A 25,251-nucleotide genomic window follows, 5' to 3' on the forward strand; every position below is an offset into this window, starting at 1 on the left:
AGCTGTCTTTTTTCATAATTAAAATCTGCTATAATGAAAAGGAATGAAGATAAAGGAGCGACGACCCTTGAAGAAAAAACAGACAAAGGAAAAAACGATTAATCGCGTGTTACTTGGCTTGATCGTATTTTTATTAGCGGTCATCGTGATCAGCTCGATTTTTTACTTGCGTTCCAGTCGTCCGGCGGTGCAGGCGAAGAAAGAAGCAGTAGAAATCGCAAAGAAATATGCAAATCTTGAGGAAGCCGATCATTTTTATTGGTTTACTCGAAAGAAGACATACTTTTCACTGACAGGTACAAATGATAAAGGAAAAGAAATCGCCGTTATCATTCCTAAATCTGGTGAAAAAGTAAAAGTATTGGATCAAACAAAGGGACTGACTGAAAACGAAGCAAAACAGACAATTGCTGCGGCCCATCCTGAAATCCAAATCGAAAAAGCTGCTTTAGGGATGTATGATGATCAGCCTGTGTGGGAAGTAGTAGGAAAAGAAACAAATGGGAAACTGAATTATTACCTGATTGGCTTTGAATCTGGAGATGAAGTCAAGACAATCAAGGGAATTTAAAAGGTAAAGGAATGAATGGGATGGAGTTATCAAAAAGAACAAAACGATTAGAACCGTCTGTCACTTTGGCAGCTGCGGCAAAGGCCAAGGCATTAAAAGCAAAAGGCAGAGATGTGCTGAGTTTGACTGTGGGAGAACCGGATTTTGCGACACCAGAAAACATCCAAGAAGCAGCAATCGAAGCAATCCGCAACGGGAAAGCTAGCTATTATACACCAACAGCAGGAATCCCAGAGCTTCGACAGGCAATCGTTGATTATCTGAAGAAAAACTATGGACTTGTCTATGAACCTTCACAAACAGTCGTAACAGACGGAGCGAAATTTGCTTTGTATACCCTTTTCCAAACGATCCTTGACCCGCAAGATGAAGTCATCATTCCTGTGCCTTACTGGGTCAGTTACGGTGAGCAAGTAAAACTGGCAGAAGGACTTCCTGTCTTTGTGAAAGGGGAAGAATCCAATAGCTGGAAAGTTACTGTTGAACAGCTAGAACAAGCACGTTCAGAAAAAACAAAAGCCGTAATCATCAATTCTCCATCGAATCCGACTGGAATGATTTATAGCAAGAATGAACTGCAGGCAATCGGTGAATGGGCAGTAAAAAATGATATTTTGATAGTTGCTGATGATATTTATGGCCGTTTAGTTTATAATGGCAATGAGTTTACTCCAATTGCAACGATTTCAGAAGCAATCAAAAATCAGACCATCATCATCAATGGTGTGTCTAAAACGTATGCGATGACAGGCTGGCGCATTGGTTATGCGGTGGGGAATTCTGAGATCATCAATGGAATGATTGCTGTTGCTTCCCAGTCAACCAGTAATCCGACAGCAGTCAGTCAATATGCAGCTGTTGAAGCATTGAAAGGCGAGCAAGATACAGTGGAAGAAATGCGGAACGCCTTTGAAGAACGCCTGAATACGTTATATCCGCTTGTGGCAGAACTGCCGGGTGTTTCTCTTGAAAAGCCACAAGGAGCTTTTTATCTTTTTCCTAATGTAAAAGAAACGCTACGCATGTGTAAATATGAAAATGTCACACAATGGGTAGAAGATCTTTTAGAAGAAACAGGGGTAGCGCTTGTGACTGGCGAAGGCTTTGGGGCACCAGAAAATGTCCGCATGAGTTATGCTACTGATCGCGCTACGTTAGAAGAAGCGGTACGCAGAATCAAGCAATTTATTGAGAGTAAAAGTCAAAATTAATCCTGAAGAAATTCAAGGAATATAAAAGGAGAGTCATACGTGGAACAAATTCAAATCATCGATTCGAAAAACCATGTGGGAGAAACAGTAACAATCGGCGCTTGGGTCGCAAATAAGCGATCAAGCGGAAAAATCGCATTTTTACAATTAAGAGACGGAACAGCCTTTTTCCAAGGTGTAGTTGTAAAGAGCGAAGTGTCGGAAGAAGTTTTCCAAACAGCTAAAAATCTACACCAAGAAACATCCGTGTTAGTAACTGGAGAAATCCGTGAAGACAGTCGTTCAAAATTTGGTTATGAAATCGGAATTACAAATGTGGAAGTGGTAAGCGAGAGCCACGATTATCCGATCACACCAAAAGAACACGGAACAGACTTCTTGATGGATCATCGTCATTTATGGCTGCGTTCTTCAAGACAACATGCGATTATGCAGATCAGAAATGAAATCATTCGTGCAACGTATGAATTCTTTAATCAACATCATTTTGTCAAAATTGATCCGCCGATCTTGACTGGTTCTGCACCAGAAGGCACTACGGATCTATTCGAAACAAATTACTTTGATCAAAAAGCTTATTTATCTCAAAGTGGCCAATTATACATGGAAGCTGCTGCTATGGCTTTCGGAAAAGTCTTTTCATTCGGTCCGACTTTCCGTGCTGAAAAATCAAAAACACGACGTCATTTGATCGAATTCTGGATGATCGAACCAGAAATGGCTTTCACTCATCAAGAAGAAAGTTTAGAAGTACAGGAACAATATGTAGCATTCTTAGTACAAAATGTTTTAGATCATTGCGAATACGCATTAGATGTACTAGGACGAGACAAAGAAGTCTTAAAAACTTATACAAAATTGCCATTCCCTCGTATTACTTACGATGATGCAATCGAATTACTGAAGAAAAATGGATTTGATGACATCGAATGGGGCGAAGACTTTGGTTCACCTCATGAAACGTTCATTGCGAATTCATTCGAACAGCCTGTCTTTATCCTAAACTATCCAAAAGCCATCAAGCCATTCTACATGAAACCACATCCAACAAGAGAAGACGTGGTAATTTGTGCAGATATGATCGCACCAGAAGGTTACGGTGAAATTATTGGCGGAAGCGAACGGGCAACAGACTATGATTTCTTGCTAGAACAAATCCGTAATCACGGTTTGGATGAAAAAGAATATTCATGGTATCTTGATCTACGTAAATACGGTTCTGTTCCGCACTCTGGTTTTGGTCTAGGCCTTGAACGAACAGTCACTTGGATTGCTGGTATCGACCATGTACGTGAAGCTATTCCATTCCCACGTTTGTTGAACCGAATTTATCCATAAGAGGTGATGAAAAAGCTGTTCTGCATCAAGTAATTAGAACAGCCAAGCAAAAACAGCTGTTCATGTTTTTGAATTGGCGGGACTTATTACCGCAGATGTAAGCTTTTGAATACCGTTTAGTGGAGAGGTTGTGAAAAAGCTGTTTAGTTTCGAGTATTAAGAAAAACTTTGTGAAAATGGCTTTCCACATTTTTGCATAAATTTGGCTTAATACCGAGAAACTGGCTTTTGAACACCGTTTAGTGGAGAGGTTGTGAAAAAGCTGTTTAGTTTCGAGTATTAAGAAAAATTTTGTGAAAATGGCTTTCCACATTTTTGCATAAATTTGGCTTAATACCGAGAAACTGGCTTTTGAACACCGTTTAAGGAAGAGGTTGTGAAATCAGTGCCTTGACCTGAGTATTAGAGAAACAAAACGGAAAAATAGCTTCTCATATTTTACCGTTTTTTTAGCTAATATCGAGGGTCAGCTGATTGAACACCGTTTATATCAAGAGGTTGTGCGCCTGCCGTTCAGCTCCGAGTCACAAGGAGTAATTTCAAAAAACAGTTTTTCATGTTTGATGACTATTGTGACTTGTGACCGAGGAGTTGGCCGGAGAGCACCGTTTATTCTAAAAAAGAACTGCGAACTCTCGCAGTTCTTTTTTTAAAATACGGGATAAAGGAAGTTTCCAGCAGACAAGAGAAGAAAGCAAAAGAAATTGCTATTTGATTCACAAGGTTCTATAACGAAACCGCAATCAATCAAACATTTACAAAGAAGGTAATTCAAATGGAAATCTGATTTGATGATGCTTCTGCTGTTGAAATAAAGCAGCATCTAGCACCTGAAAACAAACTAATAGTAACATTCGAAGATGGAGTAGGTCCGTATTTTCAGCATGCAATAATCCATATGTAAGTTCAATTCACCCTTGAAATCATCGGACCAGATAAAGTTATGACCAATCTATCCCAAGCAATCTAGAAGAGATATTAGTAAAGGGACATTTACTAGAAGTCTTAGATGAGCCTATAAATATATGTTTTGATGGCGTCATCAGTGGTCTGATTGACGGAAGCTTGGGTATGATCGATCTCTCTGGACCAAACAACGAAGGAATCAAGGGGAATCCGGCACGTTAAGAAAAAAATAGCATAAAAAACTAGACACTTGATGAGCGTTCATTCAATTGTTTGAAGGGACTAGGCTGGTGTCATTTTTTATACATATATTTTCTCTTTCGTCTTGATAGGGCTTATGGGATAATATAAGGAAGAAAATCATCGTTTTATTCAAAAAGGAGTTTTTGACAAATGAAAAAACGTATATTATTTATCGGTGATAGCATTACAGACGCAGGAAGAGACCGAGCAGAAGCAACTGATCTAGGTAAAGGTTATCCACTTTTGATTGCCGGAAAACTAATCTCCCAATATCCAACGATGGAATTTGAATGCATGAACCGTGGGATAGGAGGAGACAAAATTGCAGATCTGCAAGTACGTTGGCAAGAAGATTGTTTAGCTTTACAACCTGACTATGTATCGATTTTGATCGGAATCAATGATACCTGGCATAATACTAGCGATCAGGCTATATTCGGAACTGAGAAATCTGCTCAGCAATTTGAATCCGTTTATCGAAAATTACTAAATGAACTTCAAAAAGCGGGAATCTGCAACATCATCTTGATGGAGCCGTTTGTACTTCCTATAACCGACGACCGTCATGGCTGGCGTAAAGACTTAGACCCTAAAATACAAATTGTTCGTAAACTTGCTAAGGAATATGGCGCATTGCTGGTTCCTTTAGATGGCATATTCAATGCTTTAGGGATTGCTTATGGTTTTTCGAAATATACAAGAGAAGATGGGGTCCACCCAACGATTGGCGGACATGAGATCATTGCACAAAGCTGGATAGATGCAATTGCCGCAGTCGATTTTTTTAGTGGAGATAAAAATGAGCGAAAGAAAAGTGAAAAATGATGGAAATACGGTGGGCAGTAAAAGAAGATCTACCTCAAATCAATCAGCTGATTACTGATCATCCAGAATCATTCGTAAAAGCAAAAACGGCAGCTGACCTAAATGATAAGAATAAACTATTGCTCGTTGCTGTAACAAAAGAAAAACGGATTATCGGTTTTGCGCAAGCGGACGTGCAACAGTCAGAAGAACGATTGGATCAGCGACCATCAGGAAAACTAATCCAACACACATTAGTAACAAAAGAAAATACGGAAGAAATCCAAAAAAAATTTGCAGAATATTTGATGCTGGAAGCTAAAAAAAGAAGAATAAAATCATTTTTTGCCCAGTTTTAATCAAAAACAGTAATAGAAGGAGAAATACAATGAGTTGTTTAGGAAATGTCATCTGGTTTATATTCGGCGGACTAATCGGTGGTCTTAGCTGGTTAGCAGCGGGGATACTTTGGTGTATCACGATCATAGGTATCCCAATCGGTATGCAATGTTTTAAGATCGCCTCCCTTTCTTTTGCGCCTTTTGGCAAAGAAGTAATTTATCACCAGTCTGGCATGTCATTGATTGTTAATATCATCTGGCTGATCGTTTCAGGCCTACCAATTGCTCTCGCACATGTCGTCAGCGGCATCCTTCTATGTATCACGATCATAGGGATACCTTTTGCCAAGCAATCTTTCAAACTTGCTCGATTGGCGTTGATGCCATTCGGTGCAGAAATTGTATAAAAGAGAATAATAAAGGTTAGATAACGCATAGAGTCAGGTGGGATACATGTATTTCACCTGACTCTATGCGTTTTTCTGTATAAGTTCTTCCATGTGACTTTTACGTCTTTTATTTATATGGGGTTACTGTTTATGGAAAGTTGAAATAATTTTCATTAAAGAACTCTTTCTATATTTTTGAAAGCTTAGTGGAGCTTCGAATATCTGGGAAGGACATTTTGCAGGGATTGAAAAAAGATATTGTCCTATCGAAAAATTAATGAATTTAGACAAATTGCCAGCAACAGGCTTCAAACTTAGTTGCTATCCTATCAAGATCAAGAAGGCAAGTGCGGGTTGGATAAGAGCAGTGGCAATGATCGAAGAGAAAAAGAAAGAATAAGCCAAAACATCTGTATGGAAGAAATTTTCCGATGCAGATGTTTTTCATTTTTTCTTTCGGATACCTTGACATATGAATAACCATTCATTTATAATTAGTTATGAAGAGATATTCATATGTTGAGGCGAGGAGGTCATTAAAATGAAAAGTTACAGATTAGAAGGTTTAGATTGTGCGAACTGTGCAATGAAAATCGAAAAAGGAGTTCAGAAGATCAATGGAGTCAAGGAAGCAACGGTAAACTTCACTTCTGGAAAACTAACGATTGACGCAGAGGAAGATCATTTGGCTACGATTGAACAAGAAACAAAAAAAGTAGTGAAGGAATTAGAACCAGATGTCAAAGTAACAGAAATAGATAAGGAAAAAGTATCTGAACATGGAAATGAAAAAGAGAGAAATACGCTGTTCCGGATTTTATTTTCCCTTGCAGGTATCGCTTTATTGCTATTATTTGATTTTAATGAACCAATTCGCTTGATAGGGTATTTATTGATTTATCTGCTGATAGGATATGATGTAGTGAAGAAGGCAGTGATGAATATCGTCAAAGGAAAAATCTTTGATGAAAATTTTCTTATGTCTGTTGCTACGATTGGCGCTATGTTGATCGGTGAATATCCAGAAGCCGTAGCAGTGATGCTATTTTATCAAATCGGCGAGTATTTCCAAGGATTGGCAGTCAGTCATTCAAGAAAATCGATTCGCGAATTGATGGCGATCCGTCCAGAAACAGCTCACGTGCAGACGACGGAAGGATTGATGACCGTGAACCCTGAAGACGTGCAGATCGGTCAGTTTGTACTTGTGAAGCCTGGTGAACGTGTACCGTTAGATGGAACGATCATCGAAGGAGAATCATTAGTCGATACGTCAGCACTTACAGGAGAATCAGTCCCTAAATCTGTATATGTTGGTGAAACAGTATTAAGCGGATTTATCAATAAAAATAAACCATTTTTAGTTCAAGTAGAAAAATCTTATGAAAATTCTACTATCAGCAAATTATTAGAATTAGTAGAAAATGCCAGCAGTAAAAAAGCACCAGCTGAAAATTTCATTACTAAATTCGCGCGCTATTACACACCAATCGTTGTAGGATTGGCCGTTTTATTAGCTGTTTTACCTCCACTTGTTGTTTCTGGAGCGGCGTTTTCTGAATGGATCTATCGAGCATTGACATTTTTAGTGATCTCATGTCCATGTGCATTAGTGATTTCCGTGCCACTTAGTTTCTTTGGCGGTATCGGAGGAGCAAGTAAAATCGGTGTATTAGTAAAAGGTTCAAATTACTTGGAGTTGCTTGCACAAACTGAGACAGTGGTATTCGATAAAACCGGCACATTAACGAAAGGTGACTTTTCGATCCAGACGATCGATACAAAAATCGATCCAAAGATATTCATGCAATATGTTGCGAGTGCAGAACAGTTTTCTACACATCCGATTGCTCAATCTGTTTTAGAAGGCTACGCAGGTCCGCTTTTACCAACAGCTAATATCCAAGAATTTGCAGGTGAAGGGATCTTAGCTGAAGTTGATGGCAAACAAGTATTAGCAGGTAATCACAAATTGATGGAAAGATTTGAAATCTCTTTTCCTTCAAGTCAAGAAATCGGTACATTGCTTTATCTAGCGATCGATCAAAGTTACAGTGGTTATCTTGTTATTGCAGATACCTTGAAAGAAGATGCCGTAGACGCATTGGTTCAATTAAAACAGGCTGGTGTGAAGAACACAGTCATGTTGACGGGCGACTCGAAAAAAATTGCTGATCATATCGGGAAGCAAGTAGGCGTGGACAAGATATATAGCGAATTGCTTCCAGAAGATAAAGTGCAGCGGTTAGAGGAAATCTTACAAAGTAACAATAAAAAGACCGCATTTGTCGGAGATGGAATCAACGATGCACCGGTGCTAGCAAGAGCAGATGTAGGAATCGCAATGGGTGGATTGGGAAGCGATGCTGCAATTGAAGCAGCAGATGTAGTCATCATGAATGATCAACCATCGAAGATTGCAGAAGCAATCCATTTAGCAAAGAAAACATTGAAAATCGTCAAACAGAACATTGTCTTTGCTATTGGGATAAAAATTTTGGTACTTTCCTTAGGTGCTTTTGGTTTTGCATCAATGGGAGATGCAGTATTTGCAGATGTTGGGGTGACAGTATTAGCTGTTTTGAATGCCATGCGAAGCTTGCATGTAAAAAATAAACGTTGATCAATGAAGAGGACGAATGAACGTCCTCTTTTTTTTATATCCTTTTCTTAATGAAAAATGTAAAGAAAATAGATAGGATTATAAAATAACTAATGTTTTTAATTTTACAGAAAATTCAAAATAGCTTGAAATTCAATAAGGTCAATGAAATGAAAGAAAATAACTTATTTTTTTGATGGAAAAAATATGAAAAAACGATGTGTATTAAATAAAAGAATACACACATAAAATAACACTGTCTTGTAAGTTTGTTAAAAATTGAATATGATTACATCTGGATAACAAATTTTTATCATAAAGGAGAGAACGAATGAACAACAAACAATTACGCTGGTTTACTGTTGCGTTAATTGCATTTAACATGGTTTGGGGCATGGGGAATGTAGTTAATAACTATGCTCAGCAAGGAGTATCAGTTGTCACCTCTTGGCTATTGATTTTGGCCATTTATTTTATTCCATACGCATTGATCGTTGGACAATTAGGATCAGCCTTCAAGGATAGTAAAGGAGGCGTCAGTTCATGGGTCGAAAATACGACATCTAATAAACGACTGGCATACTATGCCGCTTGGACTTACTGGGTCGTCCATATTCCTTATTTGGCACAAAAGCCTCAAGCAATTCTGATTGCTGGTGGTTGGGCAGTCCAAGGAAATGGAAATATCGTAAATACGATGTCAGTACAAATGGTAGCAGTTATTTCACTTATTATATTTCTTGCCTTTTTATATTTATCAACAAAAGGACTTTCTACTTTGAAAGTGATTGGCGGACTGGCCGGAACAGCGATGTTCGTCATGTCGATCTTATTTATTCTTTTAGCTGTAACGGCACCGTTCATCAATCCAACGATGGAATTTGCCACACCACATATGAATCAAGTGAAAACATATATTCCAACATTTGATTTCAGTTATTTCACAACCGTTTCGATGCTAGTATTTGCAGTTGGAGGAGCGGAAAAAATATCCCCTTATGTCAACTCTACAAGAAATCCTGCAAAGGAATTTCCTAAAGGGATGATCTTCTTAGCAGCAATGGTAGGGATTTGTGCTGTATTAGGCTCAGTCGCAATGGGTATGCTGTTTGCTAGCGATAATATTCCTAAAGACTTGATGGCAAATGGGGCATACAGTGCTTTTCAAATTTTAGGTAATTACTATGGTATCGGTAACTCATTGATGATCATTTACGCATTGACAAACATGATTGGACAAATCTCCGCATTAGCCTTTTCAATTGATGCACCACTAAAAATCTTGTTAGCAGATGCGGATCCAGAATTTGTACCAAACTGGCTACGTAAACGTAATCGTAAAGGTACATTGGTGAATGGTTATCTTCTGACAGGTATACTAGTAGGAATCATTATTTTGTTGCCGATCTTTGGTATCAAAGATATGAATGAATTAGTAAAATGGTTGACGAACTTGAACTCAGTTGTCATGCCAATGCGTTACCTATGGGTGTTCTTGGCATATATGATGTTGAATAAAGCTTATAAGAAATTCAATTCTGAATATAAATTTGTTAAAAATCCAAAAATCGGTTTTATCTTTGGTGCTTGGTGCTTTGCCTTCACTGCGTTTGCATGTATCCTAGGAATGGTGCCAAAAGTAGATTATACTGCTGATCCTAAAGCATGGTGGTTCCAATTATTTACGAATATCATCACACCAATCGTCTTGATCTTATTAGGTATGATCTTGCCAGCAATTGCTCGTCGAGACAAAAACAAAGAAATCACTGAACCAGAAACAGTGGTTCAGCCTTAAAATAGAAATACTTGTTACAAGAGGTTGTGACAGAAGTGGTCAGCTTCAAGAAATAAGAAGGAATTTACGAAAATTGCTTCTCAAGTTTTTGTGAAGTTTCGGCTTGTTTTTCGAAGAAGCTACTTCTGGAACACCGTGAATCAGAGGTTGTGAAAAAGCTGTCCTGCATCAAGTAATAAGAACAGCCAAACAAAAATAGCCCCTCATATTTTTCGTTTGGCTGGACTTATTACCGCAGAGGCAAGCTTTTGAACACCGTTTAAGAAAGAGGTAGTGAGCCTGCCGTTTAACTCCGAGTCACAAGGAGCAATTTCAAAAAACAACTTCTCATGTTTGTTGACTATTGTGACTTGTGACCGAGGTGTTGGCAGGAGAACACCGTTTAAGGAAGAGGTTGTGAAATCAGCGGTTTGACCTGAGTATTAGAGAAACAAAACGGAAAAATAGCTTCTCATATTTTGCCGTTTTTTGAGCTAATGCTGAAGGGCAGCTGATTGAACACCATTTATTCGAAACAAGGGACTTTGACACGACTTTTGTCACAGTCCCTTGTTTTTTTGCGGCGTTATAAGTGGTATGATCGAACCAAATTCCAAAGAGAAGTGAGGGAGAAGAATGAAGATCATCGTGATTGGACAAAGTGGGTCGGGAAAATCGACCCTCGCAAGGAATATCAAAGAAATCACCGGCTTTCCGCTACTGCCGCTAGACCTTTTATGGCATACAACAGACTACAGTATTCAGGCAAAAAAGTGGTTTTTGCAAGAACAGCAATCGTTTATGGTATCTAATCCGTCATGGATCGTTGAAGGAAATTATACTTCTACGTTAGAGGAAAGGATTAAAGAAGCAGATAAGATCATTTGGCTTAAAGTGCCGCGTTATCTCGCCATCTACCGAGTAGTTTGGCGTTCTCTAAAAAGAAAGATAAACAAAAAATCTCGGCCAGATATGCCTGAATCATTTTCGGAGAAACTAAACAGGGAATACTTAGAATTTTTATCTTTTATCTGGCATTTTGAAGAAAACAATGAACCAAAAATACAGCAGCTGATCCAAGTAGCTAATGCAAGAAATAAACTGATCATCCTTAAAACAAGACGAGAGAAACAAGAATTTTTAACTAAATTGAAAATAGAGAGCAAAAATAATTGACAGTTTTTGTTTACAAGTGTAATCTGTATTCATAAGTTAATGATTACATTTGTAAACGAAAGGTGTGAAATAAATGGAAAAAGTCAAAACGCCAGTAAAAATCAGTGATTCAGAGTGGGAGATCATGCGTGTTATTTGGACACTTGGACAGACGACAGCCCAAGAAATCACGCAGATCTTAGCTGATTCGATGGATTGGAAACCAGCAACGATCAAAACTTTGCTGGGACGTTTGGTAAAAAAAGAAGTGATCTGGACAGAACAAGAAGGAAAAAAATTCATTTATCATCCAGCTGTCTCGGAGATGGAAACAGTTCGCAGTGCGACGGAAAATCTTTTTTCCCATATCTGTGCAAAAAGGATTGGAGAGACGATTGCGGATCTAGTAGAAGAAGCCACTTTGACTCAAGAAGATATCAATGAGATTTTGAAACAACTGGAACAAAAGCAACCAGTAGATACGATCGAATGTAACTGTATCCCAGGTCAATGTGAATGTAAACAACATCAATAGGAGGAAGAAAAAATGAAACAACAATTTTCAATCGAAGGTATGAGCTGCAATCATTGTGTAGCAAGAGTAGAAGAAACAGTAAGCGCACTTGACGGCGTGCAAAAAGTGAAAGTAAATTTGAAAAAAGCAAACGGTACGGTCAAGTTTGATGAAACAAAAGTTCAATCCGAAAAGATTTGTCAAGCAATCAATGGATTGGGTTATAAAGCAGAGGTGATTTGATGGCAACAGCAGAAACCAAAATGGATACGTTCGTCATTACAGGTATGACTTGTGCAAATTGTTCTGCTAGGATCGAAAAAGAGCTGAACGGACAACCTGGTGTGGTCAATGCCACAGTCAACTTGGCCACTGAAAAAGCAAGTGTCAAATATGAAGGGACGACCACTGAAAAATTAATCCAAAGCGTAGAAAACATCGGTTATGGTGCAATTTTGTACGATGAAGCCCACAAACAAAAAATTGCAGAAGAAAAGCAAGCGTATTTGAAAAAAATGCTATTCGATCTTATATTGAGTACGGTTTTGACTTTGCCATTGATGTTGTCAATGATTGCTATGATGTTAGGAAGCCATGCGGCGATTGTTCACTTTTTTCATTTTCCAATCGTCCAGTTAGTGCTGTCTGCTCCTGTCCAATTTTATGTCGGTGCTCGTTTTTATAAAGGTGCGTACCATGCAATCAAGACGAAAGCACCAAATATGGATGTATTGGTAGCAATTGGAACATCGGCTGCCTTTGCATTGAGCATTTACAACGGATTTTTCCGTGGACACCCCCAAGATCTTTATTTTGAAAGCAGCAGTATGATCATCACGCTGATTTTGCTCGGCAAATATTTGGAACATACAGCAAAAACGAAAACAGGTAATGCAATCAAACAATTGATGTCTCTTCAAACAAAAACCGCCCAAGTGATAAGAAACGGGAAAGAAGAAACGTTAGCGATTGAAGAAGTAGTCGTTGGTGATCAACTAGTCATCCGTCCTGGTGAGCAGATTCCAGCAGATGGTCGAATTATTTCAGGAAGCAGTGCGATAGATGAAAGTATGCTTACTGGTGAAAATCTTCCTGTAGAAAAGAATCCGGATGACACGCTCTTTGGCGGGACAATCAATACGAATGGTCTACTTCACATGGAAGTTACACAAGTCGGCAAGCAGACAGTATTAGCGCAAATCATTCAAATGGTGGAAGATGCTCAAGGGAGCAAAGCCCCAATCCAAAAAATCGCAGATCGGATCTCAGGGATTTTTGTTCCGATCGTATTAGTCATCGCGTTCATCACGCTCGTAGCTACAGGTTTGATCACTGGTGATTGGCAACTCGCATTGATCCATAGTGTCTCTGTATTAGTCATTGCGTGTCCATGTGCATTAGGTTTAGCGACTCCAACAGCTATTATGGTAGGTACGGGTGTTGGCGCACGAAACGGAATCTTAATTAAAGGCGGAGAAGCATTAGAAGCAGCTGCTCACTTAGACAGCATTGTTTTGGATAAAACTGGAACGATTACAGAAGGAAAGCCCAAAGTTACAGATCTAGTCGGTTCTAAAGAAGTCCTATCTATTTTTTATACTTTAGAACAAGCTTCTGAACATCCACTAGGTAAAGCAATCGTGGAATACGGAAAACTGCAAGAAGCAGCAACATACGATATGATTGATTTTACAGCTCACCCAGGTGCTGGAATCAGCGGTACGATTAACGGAGTACGCTATTTTGCGGGTACACGTAAACGATTAATTGAATTGAACCTATCATTTGATGAATACCAAGAACACGCGTTAGAATTAGAACAGCAGGGAAAAACAGTCATGTTTTTAGCTGATGAAAAGCAAGTGATCGGGTTGATTGCCGTGGCTGATCAAATCAAACTAGAAGCCAAACAAGCAATCAAGCAGCTCCAGAATAAAGGATTAGATGTTTTTATGCTGACAGGAGACAACAAACTGGCAGCCGAAACGATTGGTAAACAAGTTGGTATTGATCCAAAGCATATCTTTGCTGAAGTACTTCCAGAAGATAAAGCAGCCTACGTAGAAAAACTTCAGAAAGATGGCAAAAAAGTCGGTATGGCAGGCGATGGAATCAATGATGCACCGGCTTTAGCATTAGCTGATGTTGGTATGGCAATGGGAAGTGGAACGGACATCGCGATGGAAACAGCCGATGTGACGCTGATGAGTAGCAGTTTGGCATCCATTGCACAAACAATCGAGTTGTCTAGGGTGACATTGAGAAAAATCAAACAAAATCTTTTCTGGGCTTTTGTCTATAATACGATTGGTATTCCTTTTGCCGCACTAGGCTTTTTGAATCCAATCATTGCAGGAGGAGCGATGGCGTTTAGTTCCGTCAGTGTATTGTTGAATTCCCTGAGCTTAAATCGACACATGAAAAAGTAAGAGAAGGGATGGAGTAAAAATGAATGGGAACGATATGGAGAAAAAACATGAACATAAAAAAGAAGTAGTAAACAAAGAAAGTACAGAATCTCCTGAAAAACAGATGGAGATGAAGCATGACCATAGCCAGATGGACCATTCCATGCACATGGGACATAACCATGGAGATATAGCAAACAGCAAACAAATGGACCATTCGATGCACATGGATCACGAACACGGCGGCATGGATCATTCCATGCACATGGGGAATTTCAAGCAAAAATTTTGGCTATCGCTTATCCTAGCTATCCCAATCATTCTTTTTTCACCAATGATGGGAATGGAATTTCCATTTCAAGTAACGTTTCCTGGTTCTGATTGGCTCGTATTGATCTTAGCAACTATACTATTTATCTATGGCGGTCAGCCATTTTTAAGTGGAGCTAAGATGGAATTGAAACAAAAAAGTCCTGCTATGATGACACTGATCGCGATGGGGATTACAGTTGCATATATTTATAGTGTCTATTCGTTTATCGCAAATCTGCTCAATCCACATATACACGTCATGGATTTCTTCTGGGAATTGGCTACTTTGATCGTTATTATGCTACTAGGTCACTGGATTGAAATGAATGCTGTGTCGAATGCCAGCAATGCTTTACAAAAACTAGCAGAATTACTGCCAGAATCAGTGAAACGCTTGACGAAAGATGGAAAAGAAGAGACAGTTTCATTGAAAGAAGTAAACGAAGGTGATCGTTTGATCGTCCGGTCTGGTGATAAAATGCCAACAGATGGTGTAATCTTGAAAGGTGAAACAATTGTTGACGAATCAGCTGTGACTGGCGAATCAAGAGGAATCAAAAAACAAGCCAATGACAAAGTGATTGGCGGTTCTATCAATGGGGATGGAACGATCGAAATCGAAGTAACTGGAACTGGTGAAAATGGTTATCTAGCGAAGGTTATGGAAATGGTGCGAAAAGCACAAGGAGAAAAATCCAAGCTAGAGTCATTATCTGACAAAGTGGCAAAATGGCTGTTTTATGTCGCATTAATTGTGGGTATCCTGGCATTCATCGCCTGGTTGTTCTTGACAGATCTTCCTAATGCATTAGAACGTATGGTAACAGTCTTTATCATCGCCTGTCCTCATGCTCTAGGTTTAGCTATCCCATTAGTTGTTGCTCGCTCTACATCAATAGCAGCTAAAAACGGATTACTTTTGAAAAACCGCAATGCACTGGAGCAAGCCAATGATCTAGATGTGATCATGCTGGACAAAACAGGAACACTAACAGAAGGAAAATTTACTGTAACGGGTGTCGAAGTACTTGATGATGCGTTCAATAAAAATGAAATCCTTCAATATCTAGGAGCCTTGGAAGCGAATGCCAATCATCCATTGGCTGTTGGCATTATGAATTATTTGAAAGAACATGAAATCAAGCCTTATCAAGCTGAAAATCTAAAAAATCTTTCAGGAGTCGGGCTAGAGGCAACAGTCAAAAAACAACAAGTGAAAATAGTTAATGAAAAAGAAGTTGAGCGTCTCGGATTAAACGTAGAACAAGCATTATTGAAACCTTACCAAGAACAAGGAAATACCATCAGCTTCCTGATTTTAGAAAATCATCTAGCTGCAATCGTTGCTTTAGGTGACGTAGTAAAAACAGAAGCAAAAGAATTTATCCGAACATTGAAAGAAAGAAAAATCACTCCTGTCATGCTTACTGGTGACAATAAAAACGCTGCCCAAGCAGTAGCAGATTATTTAGGGATCGAAGAATATTATGGCGGTTTATTACCAGATGATAAAGAAGCTGTTGTCCAGAAATACCTTGACCAAGGGAAAAAAGTAATCATGGTGGGTGATGGGATCAATGATGCGCCAAGTTTAGCCCGTGCTTCAATCGGGATGGCAATCGGTGCAGGGACAGATATCGCAATCGATTCTGCGGATGTCGTATTGACAAACAGCGATCCAAAAGATATTTTGCATTTCCTTGATCTAGCCAAGCAAACGCGAAAGAAAATGATCCAGAACCTCTGGTGGGGGGCAGGTTACAATATTCTTGCAATTCCGCTAGCAGCCGGAATTCTTGCGCCAATTGGTATCATATTAAGTCCAGCAGTTGGTGCTGTCTTGATGTCGTTAAGTACGGTAGTTGTAGCTCTAAATGCTTTGACATTGAAAATCAAATAATAATGAAAAAAGGTTGTGACAAAAAACGTGTCACAACCTTTTTTTCGAATAATCGATACTCAATCAGCTGGTTCTCGGCATTCCAGAAGTAGATTCTCCAGAAATTTTATCTTATTTTTTGAAGCGGCTCCCTTTTGTCAGAACTTTTTTGTATACCGTTTTTCTTATTATATGCGTTATTTCTAAATAGGTTTTTTTATCGAATTTTACCGGATCTGCTTGTCGTCCATATATTTCTGCTTCATATTGAGTAGTTAATCGAATGAAACGCAGATCTAGCTTGAATTCTTGTTCTATTCGCAGGCTATATTCCTGCAAAGATTCTGCGGGTTTGCGCGGTACCAATGTTTCCAAATGGTTAAGAAGTTTTTGATATGCAATCGTATTAGTAGAAGCAAAAAAATGAAGATAGATAAGATAACTTGTCCAGCGCAGAGATTTTCTGAATAACAATAGAAAGAACAACAAGACGGATAAACACACTCCAAGGCTGAATAAGACGATTTTATAAGCTGGTGTGATTGTTGTTTCTTCTGATGGAATGACCTCAGATCTCTCACTGGAAATAGTTTCTGCCATATTTTCGCTTTCATTTGGTTGTTCGATAGCAGGCTGGACGGTTTCGGTTGTTTCAGCAACTGGTTGTGAACCCATTGGATTGGCAAATGAAGGGGTTGGTTCAAATGGAAGCCAGCCAAATCCAGGAAAGTATACCTCTGGCCAAGAATGAGCATGACTATTGAGAATGCTGTATTCCTCATTCCCTTGATTATCTGTGCCTGTTCTGAGCCCATTTGTAAAACCTTTTGTCCAGCGAGCTGGGATACCAAGTGTTCGAAGAAGGACGACCATAGAAGTTGAAAAGTTGTCACAATAGCCGACTTTTGAATCAAAGAGGAAATAATCCACATAATCGTGTTCTTTCGGAGTATGTCCGGTATCCGTTTTGGAATAGCGGAAATTTCCGCTTGTTTTTAAATACTGTTCGACAGCTTCGACTTTACGAATTAAAGTTGCTTCATTTTTGGTCAATTCGACCGCCAAGTCCTCAATACGTTTAGGCAAACTTTTTGGCAATTGAAGATTTGTCTGCTGATTTTCTAAATCATCAGCTTTTAACTGACTGCTTTTTAATTCTTCTCTCGTAAAAACTAACCTTTCTGTTTGTAAAGTTGCAGAACGTGTCGATTCATTCGGGACAGGAATGAATCGCTGGCTTTCAGGCAAATAGTAAAGCGTTTGTCCACTAGCTAATGAAAAATCAGTCAAGGTAGTATTTCCATAAGGATAAGGTAAGAAAGCTTGTTTTTTTAGGGTCAATGTAATGTTTTCTTTGTCTTCCATAACGGTTTGGTAGCTCGTGATGTCAACAGGGAATTCTTGGATTGGTTGGATGGGTGCGTCCTGATCTTCTATCCATCCAGAACCGGTGTAATGATTTTTATTTTCGATCTTCCAATAGCCATTTCCTTTTTGGTTCGCTGTAAAAACAACTTCGCCATTATCATATAAAGGTCCACCAAGCTGTTCATCATTCTCACTGAAGCCTGTTCTTGCACTTCCGGTTAATTGATACTCATGGAGTGTGTCATAAAGCCCTTCATCATTAAGATATTCTCGGATCGGTTCACTCGTTTCCTCGAGAGATTGGTGTACTTTCGGAAGATATAAAGGCAAAATAGCGCTAAAAGTTAAGAAACAAATAAGCAGAACTGTAGTCAATGACTGGAATCGAGTGTTTCCCGACAACAACCGGATGGAGAAAAATTGCCTTGCTGCCAGATACACGAACAAAACAGTTACTACCGCAATCATTTCGTACAGTAAATCTTTTTCCCGAAAAACGGTAAGCATCATGAAGTAAGCCATCAAAGAAAGAAAGGGTGCGTACCAATAGTCGTAATCCACGGTCAATGTAATAAATAAATAGATCAGCAACATTATGAGAAAAAAAGCTGTCTTTTCTGGCAAATAATAAAGTTTACCTTGGGATAGATGGAAGAATTCCTCTGTGACTGACGAAAAAAACTGTAAGATCCATAATATGGAAAATGTCTTCGAAGGAAAATATAAAAACAAACAACCTATCATTACTGGCAAAGAAAGCAGCAAACGTACCCATTTTTTAGGAATACAGCAGACAATAAGGCATAGGACACCAATAGTTAGGATAAGAAGGTAGCTGTTTTGCAATTGATTAGCTACTACAAATATCGGAGCACCTACACTTAGTATCACAAAGGAGTAAACGCCACGCAGCCATTTTTCCCATTTAATCGTCAATCCATTCACCTCCTGGCAATGAACATATCTTGTCTTTTTCTTGGACCATGAGTTGTTTTTCTACGAAATAAACAAGATAAACCGTTCGATCTTTTGACAATGTTTCAATAGCTTCTGAGACTTCAGGAGAATTCTCAGGAACAAAGAGGACGATTTGTTTTTTTGCATATTTTTTCAAGTGTGCTAAAAAAGCTTTCTCATCGCCAGCTTCCAAAGAAGCAAAATAGGTATGACCGGGGTCTTTGCCATGAAAGGCGCGGTTGCCTAATATCAGAAGTTCCGGCTGCTTTTCTTTTCTCAAATGCCATAAAGAAAAATACAAGTCTAGCAGAGGTTCAAATTTTGGACTGTGCGAACCCCAAAAGCAAAAAAGAGGAGAACATTCTTCTTCTTGATAATCGTATTCACGGTATAACCACTCTTGAGTATGAGCAGACAATTTCCAATCGATTCGGTTGAAAGAATCACCTGGACGATAAGCGCGATGTTCCCGAAAATCAAGACCTCTTTGGTACGCGTTCAGCTGCTGTTTTTTTTCCAGAACTCTCTGTAATTTTTCTGCTTGAATCTTACAAAAAGCAGGCAGAACAGTCACAGGAAAAGAGATCTCTCTTTTTGCACTTTTTCTGAAAAGTCCTAGGCTATCATAGGCTGTAAAAATGACAGTTAATGTTTCATGGCATCCTCTTTCTTTTGGCTGCCAAAGCAATTGGACTTCTTGCGGTTTATTTGTAAGAATCAAAATCTCTTGTTTTTTTTCTGCAAAGATTGCTGGGAAGCCGATTTGTAAACGAGGGAGAGGTAAAGAAAAAGTTCTCTTTTTTGCTATGGAAAAAATAACCTGTATACTTTTTTTGCGATAAACGAGTGGCTGCAATGTACAAGTAACCGAAAGTTTCTTTAGAAAGCTGCTTAATGAAATCAAGCTCCATGATACATAAAGAGTAAAAAAGGCCAACAAGAACCAGCCTAAAGAATTGTTGAATACAAGAGCAAAAAGCACAATGATGAAATATACCAGAAATAACACAAAATTAATGAAATAATCTTTGATTTTTTCCATTATCTACCTCAATCTACCTCACAGGAATAGGAATTTGTGCAACAAGAGTATGAATGATTTGTTTCTTTTCGTCTTCCTTCAATGAACGATCGTAAAAAATCAGGCGATGGGAAAACACGTAAGGAACTAAATCCTGCAAATCTTTGGGCGTGACGTAATTTCTCCCATGGATTAAAGCATAAGCTTTTGCTGCCTGAATAAAGGAAAGGCTTCCTCGTGGACTGATGCCAAGCTGGATGGCAGCATGGCTTCTTGTTGCTGACACTAACTGCAAGGCATAAGATGCCACTTCGGGACTGACAAAGACATTCGCCACATTTGTTTTTATTTCTTCTATTTCATAACTGTTCAATACTTCATTTAAGTTATCCAACACTTTTTCGAATTTATCCAAAAGTAGCAAAAGTTCGTCATCAAAAGAAGGATAACCGATTTGTAGTCGGAATAAAAAACGATCGAGCTGTGCTTCCGGCAAAGGATATGTTCCTTCGTACTCGATTGGATTTTGCGTAGCTAAGACAAAAAAATGATTGTCTAGAGGGTATGTATTGTTGTCGATCGTTGCATGATTCTCGGCCATTGCTTCTAAAAGTGCTGACTGAGTACGAGGAGTCGTACGATTGATCTCATCTGCCAACAAGATCGTGGTAAAGATCGGTCCCGGACGAAATTCAAACTCTTTTGATTGTGAATTGTATACGGAAAAACCAAGAATATCACTAGGCAGCAGATCAGGAGTACATTGGACTCTGCTGAAGGTTCCCTGTACAGCTTTTGCTAGTGCTTTGACCAGTAACGTTTTACCTACACCGGGAATATCTTCGAATAAGACATGACCACCTGCTAATAGGGCCACGATCATCAATTGGATAGTTGAACGTTTGCCGATGACCGCTTTTTCTAATTCTTGTATCAACTGATCGATTTTTTGTTTGGATTCTTCGATTTTTTCTTCCATTTTCACATCACCTTCTCATAAAACCGCTATTTATTTCATTGTAATGGAAGGGAATACATCCTACAAGCAAAGTGATTTTATTATGTTTTTTTAAAGTACATTCGTTTTGAAATGAGAATACGATTAAATTGAGTAAAATAAAAAATAATGAGGAAAATTTGCGTATTTAAATAAATAGAAAGGGAGTTTTTTATCTTTTTAGGAGTGAATCCATTTTGATCAAACAATATGTTTAGAAATCAGGTGAGAAATGATCGATGAGATGGCAAAAACTATTATCAAAAAATGCACAAAATTTATTTTCACTAATCAATCTAATGAAAGATTTGATCTGGCGAAAAGCTGATTTAGCTGAAGAACTGAAAATCGATGTTAAAACAGTGGATCGGCATCTGAAACGTTTGGCGGAAAGCGACTGTCCCATCCAGCTGATTCTTCATAAGAAAACCGTTCAGTTAGTTTATGATCAAGGATATAGCGAACCTTACCTCCTATTTGTTTTTCTGATCCAATCACCCCCGTTTTGTTTACTGAAAAATCTGCTATTGAATGAACCTTACGAGCAGAAGTACGATCGTTCTACGCAAGAGCGATTGAGAAAGTGGTTTGGCGAGTACCACCTTTCTTTTTCTTATAAAAAAGCACAGATCTTTGGTTCAGAAAGAAAAGTAAGATATCTGCTGTTTTGCTTTTTGAAAGATTTTCCGCATTTTTTTGCAGATGATGGAGAGCAGTCCTTTTCTGAGATGTTCATCCAATTATTGAAGCAAAGAAAGGATCCGGCAGAAATCGAGATTTTAGGAGACAGTCGAACACTATTCTTTGAATTGTTTCCTGAATTGCTATTTAGAGAGGAGCAGATTTTGCCAATAAAAGAAAAAAATTATCTAGCAATTTTGCGCTTGAGCTGTAACCAGATTACTGAAAAGCGGTGGAAACGGATAGAAGAGACACAAGACTATCGGAAATTGACGATTGTGACTGAAAAGCTTGATTCGCTGTTTTGGCTGAATAGCGAATTTGAGAGCGAAAACAAATCAAAGCTGACAAAAGTACTTTACCAAGAATGGCTTCGTTACGTAATTGGTATCCATGACCGGCTGGTAGAAGAAGAAGTTCGTTATTATCAGGAAACATTAGAAAAATTTCCCAATTCCAAAGATAAACTATATCAATTTCGGCTAGCGATCCAACAAGCTCTTGCACACCCCGCAGTAGAGTGGGGGATGCTTTTACTGAAAACACTCCAGGAACGAGGGTATTTAGATGTCCACCCTCCTGAAGTGAAAATCGTCTTTTTTTTTCGCTATGAACACCAAGAAGCAAGAAGACTTGCCGAGGTACTGAACAAAACGCTAAGACATCGAAAACGGATCTCTATACATGTATGTACTCGAAATAAGCCGCCTCGGTATGCAGATCTAGTGATCACCGATCATTTTTTTCCACTAGACCATAACGAAGATCAAAAAACGTATCTGTACCATCCTTCATTTGGTATCGAAAGACTTCTTACCGATATCAATTACTGGTTAGGCAAAAACCGATAAAACCTTTGGAAAAAAGATCAAAACAAGTCAGTCTGTGATATAATAAAAAGCGATTAGTAAAGGAGGAAATCCATTGGAATTAAAGAAATTAGAAGTTCCCACATCTTCGATCACAGAAGTGAAACGATCGCCGATGGATGTATTTGCTCAAGCGCGAGACGCGGGAACTGGCGTATATATATTTAATCGTGAAAAAGTAGCTGGCGTGATGCTGACCCAAGAACAATACGAAACGCTCTTGCAAGAACTAGATGTCCTTCGTCAAACAGTGAAAGTGGAGAGGAAAGAACCAAAAGAAATAAACGAAGAACCTATTAACAAAACAGCTTCCGTCGTATCCAATGCTGAAGGGATGGAAGAGCTGGCCCAAACATTACAGCACTCGCTCATTACTGGTGTGACGATTACAGCAAAAAATCTAGATGAACGAATGGTAGCACTAGGTTTTATTACGAAAAAGACCGGATTTGGCGGAGTCGTGGATATGCTTAGCGAGTTGATGGAAACTGGGAAAATCAACTACCAGTTAAGAAGAAAACCGCAAAATCGGACAATCATAGCTGAAATCATAGGAGAGCAAAACAGTCAATCTCAATTGATGGATAAAATCATCATCAAGAAAATTTTTCTACATGAGCTATAAGAAAACCATATATGTATAAAAAGAAGAAAGTAGCTTCTCTTTGTACATATATGGTTTGTTTTTATGGATGCCGAGCTTTTTTATAAGATAAGGCTACCGCCCATAACGACCCAAGGATTTGTGGAACTAAGTAAATACCTGCAAGAAGCAAGATCAGCTGGGTCGGTTTTAAAGGATGATAGAAGTAACGCCATTCAGTAAAATTGGCGCAAAATAAATAGGAAGTGACAGTAGATATAATATTGGCAATGAATAAAGATATAATACGCCTGTTCCTTTGAAAATAATATCCAGCAAAAAGAGATAAAAATATCAATGTGATGAACCCGCTTACGGAATGATAACGGAAATCAAGCAGTAAGGCGAAATGCACATAAGGAACAAAAGATAAAAGCAATGGAAGGTTTTTCCAGCAAGTTTTTATCATCTTTCATCACCACCTAACAAGTGTTATTATTTTGTTAGTTTTATTGTAAATTGAATCCTGCAATAATCAATTACTTTTTCATTATTTCTAGATTAAATGAATAAACTCTCATGCCATTATCTCTAAAAAAAAAGTTTTTCCCCCTAATTTTTTTAGATAGAAAATTGTATAGTATGATGAGAGAAAAAGTAGTTTGGGGGAACGTTAATGAGAAGAAAAGCAGTAATCGATCGGCTTTATTTATTTTTTTGGTTTTTTCCTATCGTTTTGCTACCTTTTACATGGGTAAATGCTGTTGTACAAGGTGCGGAGATATTAGGCCTGATCCAAGGAAGCGGATTTGTGGTTTCTAGGAATTTTCCAGCTTTGACTGTTTTCTATTTAGTGATAAGTGTAGGTCTCTTATTACCAAAATCTCTGATCAATCACTACAATTGGCAGCTGCTTTACTTTTCTTGCTTATTAGTATTTACATCTATGTTTTCTTTGCTGCCTCGCTTGATTATCGGCCCTAATGGTTTGAGCGAGAGTGGATTGAAGGATTCAGCTTATTCCTCCATGTATTTCTTGACGATCAAACCATGGTTCTATTTAGTAATTGCCTCATTTATTCTTGCAACATTTTTTTACTTCTGGACAGAAATCAGGATAAAAAGTGAACGATCTGTATCTATAAAAAATAACTATTGATGGTGGATCATCAGTAAAAAAGCATATGAGCTGCGTAAAATGCATGTTTCTCATATGCTTTTTTTATTATTATGTAAAGAATGCGAAAAACGTTTACATGATTTTTACATAACTTAACTATATTTTTACAGCAACCATACGAGGGATTTACAGTCGACTGATAAACTTTAGTTGTAAATAAGAAAGGAGCAATAAAATGAAAAAAGTATTGTTTACTCTAGGTATGATGGGAATTCTTTTAGCCGGATGCGGCTCAGGATCAGGAAATACAGATGGCTCTGCCACACAAAATAATTCAAGTGACTCAAATGAACAAGTAAAAATCGTTGCGGTAGGTTCGACAGCATTACAGCCGTTAGTCGATGCAGCACAAGAAAGCTTTGTACAAGAAAATCCAAATTATCAAATCTCTGTACAAGGAGGAGGAAGCGGAACTGGTTTGAGCCAAGTCGAAGCTGGAGCAGTTACTATCGGAAACTCTGATGTATTTGCAGAAGAAAGAGACGGAGTTGATGCTTCAAAATTAGTGGATCATAAAGTAGCAGTGGTCGGGATGGCACCAATCGTCAATAAAGATACAGATGTCAAAGATATCACCAAACAGGAATTGATTGATATCTTTACAGGAAAAATCACTAACTGGAAGGAAGTTGGCGGGAAAGATCAACAAATCAACGTCGTGAACCGTGCAAACGGCAGCGGTACCCGCGCGACATTCGAAAAATGGGGACTGGATGGTGCTACCCCTGTGCAGTCCCAAGAACAAGATTCATCAGGAACAGTTCGGCAACTGGTAAGTCAAACACCAGGAGCAATCAGCTATTTAGCTTTCTCATATCTCGATGATTCCACACAAGCACTAAGTATCGACGGTGTAGAACCAAAAGAAGAGAATGTAGCAGATAACAGCTGGGGAATCTGGTCATATGAACATATGTACACGAACGGAAAACCTTCCCCTGAAGTTCAAAAATTCTTAGACTACATGATGACAGAAGAAATACAAGAAGGTCCTGTCAAAGAATTAGGGTATTTACCGATCACAATGATGGAAGTAGAACGTGATCACGAAGGAAATATCAAATAACTAGCAGATAAACATACTACGGTAGTCGTTACTATTAAGGAAAAATCAACTATGTTTCCCCACATATACATTTTTCCTT

The 25,251-nt window shown here is 38.5% G+C and carries 22 protein-coding genes; 18 read left to right on the plus strand and 4 right to left on the minus strand.

Annotated features, from left to right (window positions below):
- Positions 1 to 43: 43 nt before the first annotated feature.
- The 14 genes from IGL31_RS04130 (at position 44) to copB (ending at position 16,471) form a co-directional block, all read left to right on the plus strand.
- The gene (locus IGL31_RS04130) at positions 44 to 571 is read left to right on the plus strand and encodes a DUF5590 domain-containing protein (RefSeq protein ID WP_002348809.1); all 528 of its coding nucleotides are present in this window, start codon (positions 44 to 46) and stop codon (positions 569 to 571) included.
- A 20-nt stretch (positions 572 to 591) separates the two neighbouring features.
- Entirely contained in the window at positions 592 to 1,782 is a 1,191-nt protein-coding gene (locus tag IGL31_RS04135) for a pyridoxal phosphate-dependent aminotransferase (RefSeq protein WP_002305679.1), read from the plus strand.
- 39 nt (positions 1,783 to 1,821) lie between these two features.
- Complete coding sequence (gene asnS / locus IGL31_RS04140) at positions 1,822 to 3,120, plus strand: asparagine--tRNA ligase (protein WP_002288767.1); 1,299 nt, start codon at positions 1,822 to 1,824, stop codon at positions 3,118 to 3,120.
- 1,299 nt (positions 3,121 to 4,419) lie between these two features.
- A complete protein-coding gene (locus IGL31_RS04145; protein ID WP_002299532.1) occupies positions 4,420 to 5,094 on the plus strand; it encodes an SGNH/GDSL hydrolase family protein in 675 nt (224 codons plus the stop codon).
- The gene (locus IGL31_RS04150) at positions 5,091 to 5,432 is read left to right on the plus strand and encodes a hypothetical protein (protein WP_002340853.1); all 342 of its coding nucleotides are present in this window, start codon (positions 5,091 to 5,093) and stop codon (positions 5,430 to 5,432) included. Before IGL31_RS04145 ends, IGL31_RS04150 begins: the two co-directional genes overlap by 4 nt.
- Positions 5,433 to 5,461: 29 nt before the next feature.
- A complete protein-coding gene (locus IGL31_RS04155) occupies positions 5,462 to 5,821 on the plus strand; it encodes a YccF domain-containing protein (RefSeq protein WP_002288776.1) in 360 nt (119 codons plus the stop codon).
- 259 nt (positions 5,822 to 6,080) lie between these two features.
- Positions 6,081 to 6,203, plus strand: coding sequence for a hypothetical protein (locus IGL31_RS04160; RefSeq protein ID WP_016853036.1), 123 nt, complete (start codon positions 6,081 to 6,083; stop codon positions 6,201 to 6,203).
- 141 nt (positions 6,204 to 6,344) lie between these two features.
- Positions 6,345 to 8,426 carry a heavy metal translocating P-type ATPase gene (locus tag IGL31_RS04165; protein WP_086299785.1) on the plus strand — a complete coding sequence of 694 codons (2,082 nt, stop codon included), beginning with the start codon at positions 6,345 to 6,347 and terminating at the stop codon, positions 8,424 to 8,426.
- Between the two features lie 310 nt (positions 8,427 to 8,736).
- Positions 8,737 to 10,203 carry an APC family permease gene (locus IGL31_RS04170; RefSeq protein ID WP_002288779.1) on the plus strand — a complete coding sequence of 489 codons (1,467 nt, stop codon included), beginning with the start codon at positions 8,737 to 8,739 and terminating at the stop codon, positions 10,201 to 10,203.
- A 615-nt stretch (positions 10,204 to 10,818) separates the two neighbouring features.
- Entirely contained in the window at positions 10,819 to 11,358 is a 540-nt protein-coding gene (locus tag IGL31_RS04175) for a hypothetical protein (protein ID WP_002303087.1), read from the plus strand.
- 73 nt (positions 11,359 to 11,431) lie between these two features.
- Entirely contained in the window at positions 11,432 to 11,872 is a 441-nt protein-coding gene (locus IGL31_RS04180) for a CopY/TcrY family copper transport repressor (protein ID WP_002294855.1), read from the plus strand.
- A 12-nt stretch (positions 11,873 to 11,884) separates the two neighbouring features.
- On the plus strand, positions 11,885 to 12,094 hold the full coding sequence (gene copZ, locus IGL31_RS04185) for a copper chaperone CopZ (RefSeq protein ID WP_077940648.1): 210 nt from the start codon (positions 11,885 to 11,887) through the stop codon (positions 12,092 to 12,094).
- Positions 12,094 to 14,280: a heavy metal translocating P-type ATPase gene (locus IGL31_RS04190; protein WP_086299782.1), complete on the plus strand. Its 2,187-nt coding sequence runs from the start codon at positions 12,094 to 12,096 to the stop codon at positions 14,278 to 14,280. The genes copZ and IGL31_RS04190 overlap by 1 nt, the downstream gene beginning before the upstream one ends.
- A 19-nt stretch (positions 14,281 to 14,299) precedes the next feature.
- Complete coding sequence (gene copB / locus IGL31_RS04195; protein ID WP_086299781.1) at positions 14,300 to 16,471, plus strand: copper/silver-translocating P-type ATPase CopB; 2,172 nt, start codon at positions 14,300 to 14,302, stop codon at positions 16,469 to 16,471.
- A 111-nt stretch (positions 16,472 to 16,582) separates the two neighbouring features.
- On the opposite strand, the gene IGL31_RS04200 is transcribed toward copB, so the two are convergent.
- The 3 genes from IGL31_RS04200 to IGL31_RS04210 are packed head-to-tail and all read right to left on the minus strand — an operon-like array spanning position 16,583 to position 20,775.
- On the minus strand, positions 16,583 to 18,754 hold the full coding sequence (locus tag IGL31_RS04200) for a transglutaminase domain-containing protein (protein ID WP_086299780.1): 2,172 nt from the start codon (positions 18,752 to 18,754) through the stop codon (positions 16,583 to 16,585).
- Positions 18,744 to 19,817 (minus strand): DUF58 domain-containing protein, encoded by a 1,074-nt coding sequence (locus IGL31_RS04205; RefSeq protein WP_086299779.1) that lies wholly within the window; start codon positions 19,815 to 19,817, stop codon positions 18,744 to 18,746. The genes IGL31_RS04200 and IGL31_RS04205 overlap by 11 nt, the downstream gene beginning before the upstream one ends.
- Positions 19,818 to 19,830: 13 nt before the next feature.
- The gene (locus IGL31_RS04210; RefSeq protein ID WP_002303094.1) at positions 19,831 to 20,775 is read right to left on the minus strand and encodes an AAA family ATPase; all 945 of its coding nucleotides are present in this window, start codon (positions 20,773 to 20,775) and stop codon (positions 19,831 to 19,833) included.
- A gap of 257 nt (positions 20,776 to 21,032) precedes the next feature.
- Between IGL31_RS04210 and IGL31_RS04215 the strand changes: the two genes are divergently transcribed.
- Entirely contained in the window at positions 21,033 to 22,325 is a 1,293-nt protein-coding gene (locus IGL31_RS04215) for a hypothetical protein (RefSeq protein ID WP_086299778.1), read from the plus strand.
- Positions 22,326 to 22,398: 73 nt separating this feature from the next.
- Positions 22,399 to 22,968 carry a prevent-host-death protein gene (locus IGL31_RS04220; protein ID WP_002294835.1) on the plus strand — a complete coding sequence of 190 codons (570 nt, stop codon included), beginning with the start codon at positions 22,399 to 22,401 and terminating at the stop codon, positions 22,966 to 22,968.
- A gap of 61 nt (positions 22,969 to 23,029) precedes the next feature.
- On the opposite strand, the gene IGL31_RS04225 is transcribed toward IGL31_RS04220, so the two are convergent.
- Positions 23,030 to 23,395, minus strand: coding sequence for a hypothetical protein (locus IGL31_RS04225; protein WP_002289810.1), 366 nt, complete (start codon positions 23,393 to 23,395; stop codon positions 23,030 to 23,032).
- Positions 23,396 to 23,602: 207 nt separating this feature from the next.
- Between IGL31_RS04225 and IGL31_RS04230 the strand changes: the two genes are divergently transcribed.
- Complete coding sequence (locus IGL31_RS04230) at positions 23,603 to 24,085, plus strand: hypothetical protein (protein WP_002305696.1); 483 nt, start codon at positions 23,603 to 23,605, stop codon at positions 24,083 to 24,085.
- Positions 24,086 to 24,281: 196 nt separating this feature from the next.
- Positions 24,282 to 25,172 carry a phosphate ABC transporter substrate-binding protein PstS family protein gene (locus IGL31_RS04235; protein ID WP_086299777.1) on the plus strand — a complete coding sequence of 297 codons (891 nt, stop codon included), beginning with the start codon at positions 24,282 to 24,284 and terminating at the stop codon, positions 25,170 to 25,172.
- Positions 25,173 to 25,251: the final 79 nt, after the last annotated feature.

It is taken from the genome of Enterococcus sp. MSG3290, from assembly GCF_050555565.1.
Classification (GTDB): domain Bacteria; phylum Bacillota; class Bacilli; order Lactobacillales; family Enterococcaceae; genus Enterococcus_B; species Enterococcus_B faecium.

What these genes read in the sequence shown, in the direction of transcription:
- IGL31_RS04210 (WP_002303094.1), bottom strand. Translation starts at nt 20,775, where the DNA reads ATGGAAGAAAAAATCGAAGAATCCAAACAAAAAATCGATCAGTTGATA.
- copZ (WP_077940648.1), top strand. Translation starts at nt 11,885, where the DNA reads ATGAAACAACAATTTTCAATCGAAGGTATGAGCTGCAATCATTGTGTA.
- IGL31_RS04225 (WP_002289810.1), bottom strand. Translation starts at nt 23,395, where the DNA reads ATGATAAAAACTTGCTGGAAAAACCTTCCATTGCTTTTATCTTTTGTT.
- IGL31_RS04215 (WP_086299778.1), top strand. Translation starts at nt 21,033, where the DNA reads ATGAGATGGCAAAAACTATTATCAAAAAATGCACAAAATTTATTTTCA.
- IGL31_RS04180 (WP_002294855.1), top strand. Translation starts at nt 11,432, where the DNA reads ATGGAAAAAGTCAAAACGCCAGTAAAAATCAGTGATTCAGAGTGGGAG.
- IGL31_RS04160 (WP_016853036.1), top strand. Translation starts at nt 6,081, where the DNA reads ATGAATTTAGACAAATTGCCAGCAACAGGCTTCAAACTTAGTTGCTAT.
- IGL31_RS04135 (WP_002305679.1), top strand. Translation starts at nt 592, where the DNA reads ATGGAGTTATCAAAAAGAACAAAACGATTAGAACCGTCTGTCACTTTG.
- copB (WP_086299781.1), top strand. Translation starts at nt 14,300, where the DNA reads ATGAATGGGAACGATATGGAGAAAAAACATGAACATAAAAAAGAAGTA.
- IGL31_RS04235 (WP_086299777.1), top strand. Translation starts at nt 24,282, where the DNA reads ATGAAAAAAGTATTGTTTACTCTAGGTATGATGGGAATTCTTTTAGCC.
- IGL31_RS04190 (WP_086299782.1), top strand. Translation starts at nt 12,094, where the DNA reads ATGGCAACAGCAGAAACCAAAATGGATACGTTCGTCATTACAGGTATG.
- IGL31_RS04230 (WP_002305696.1), top strand. Translation starts at nt 23,603, where the DNA reads ATGAGAAGAAAAGCAGTAATCGATCGGCTTTATTTATTTTTTTGGTTT.
- IGL31_RS04175 (WP_002303087.1), top strand. Translation starts at nt 10,819, where the DNA reads ATGAAGATCATCGTGATTGGACAAAGTGGGTCGGGAAAATCGACCCTC.
- IGL31_RS04155 (WP_002288776.1), top strand. Translation starts at nt 5,462, where the DNA reads ATGAGTTGTTTAGGAAATGTCATCTGGTTTATATTCGGCGGACTAATC.
- IGL31_RS04170 (WP_002288779.1), top strand. Translation starts at nt 8,737, where the DNA reads ATGAACAACAAACAATTACGCTGGTTTACTGTTGCGTTAATTGCATTT.
- IGL31_RS04145 (WP_002299532.1), top strand. Translation starts at nt 4,420, where the DNA reads ATGAAAAAACGTATATTATTTATCGGTGATAGCATTACAGACGCAGGA.
- IGL31_RS04165 (WP_086299785.1), top strand. Translation starts at nt 6,345, where the DNA reads ATGAAAAGTTACAGATTAGAAGGTTTAGATTGTGCGAACTGTGCAATG.
- IGL31_RS04130 (WP_002348809.1), top strand. Translation starts at nt 44, where the DNA reads ATGAAGATAAAGGAGCGACGACCCTTGAAGAAAAAACAGACAAAGGAA.
- IGL31_RS04205 (WP_086299779.1), bottom strand. Translation starts at nt 19,817, where the DNA reads ATGGAAAAAATCAAAGATTATTTCATTAATTTTGTGTTATTTCTGGTA.
- IGL31_RS04150 (WP_002340853.1), top strand. Translation starts at nt 5,091, where the DNA reads ATGATGGAAATACGGTGGGCAGTAAAAGAAGATCTACCTCAAATCAAT.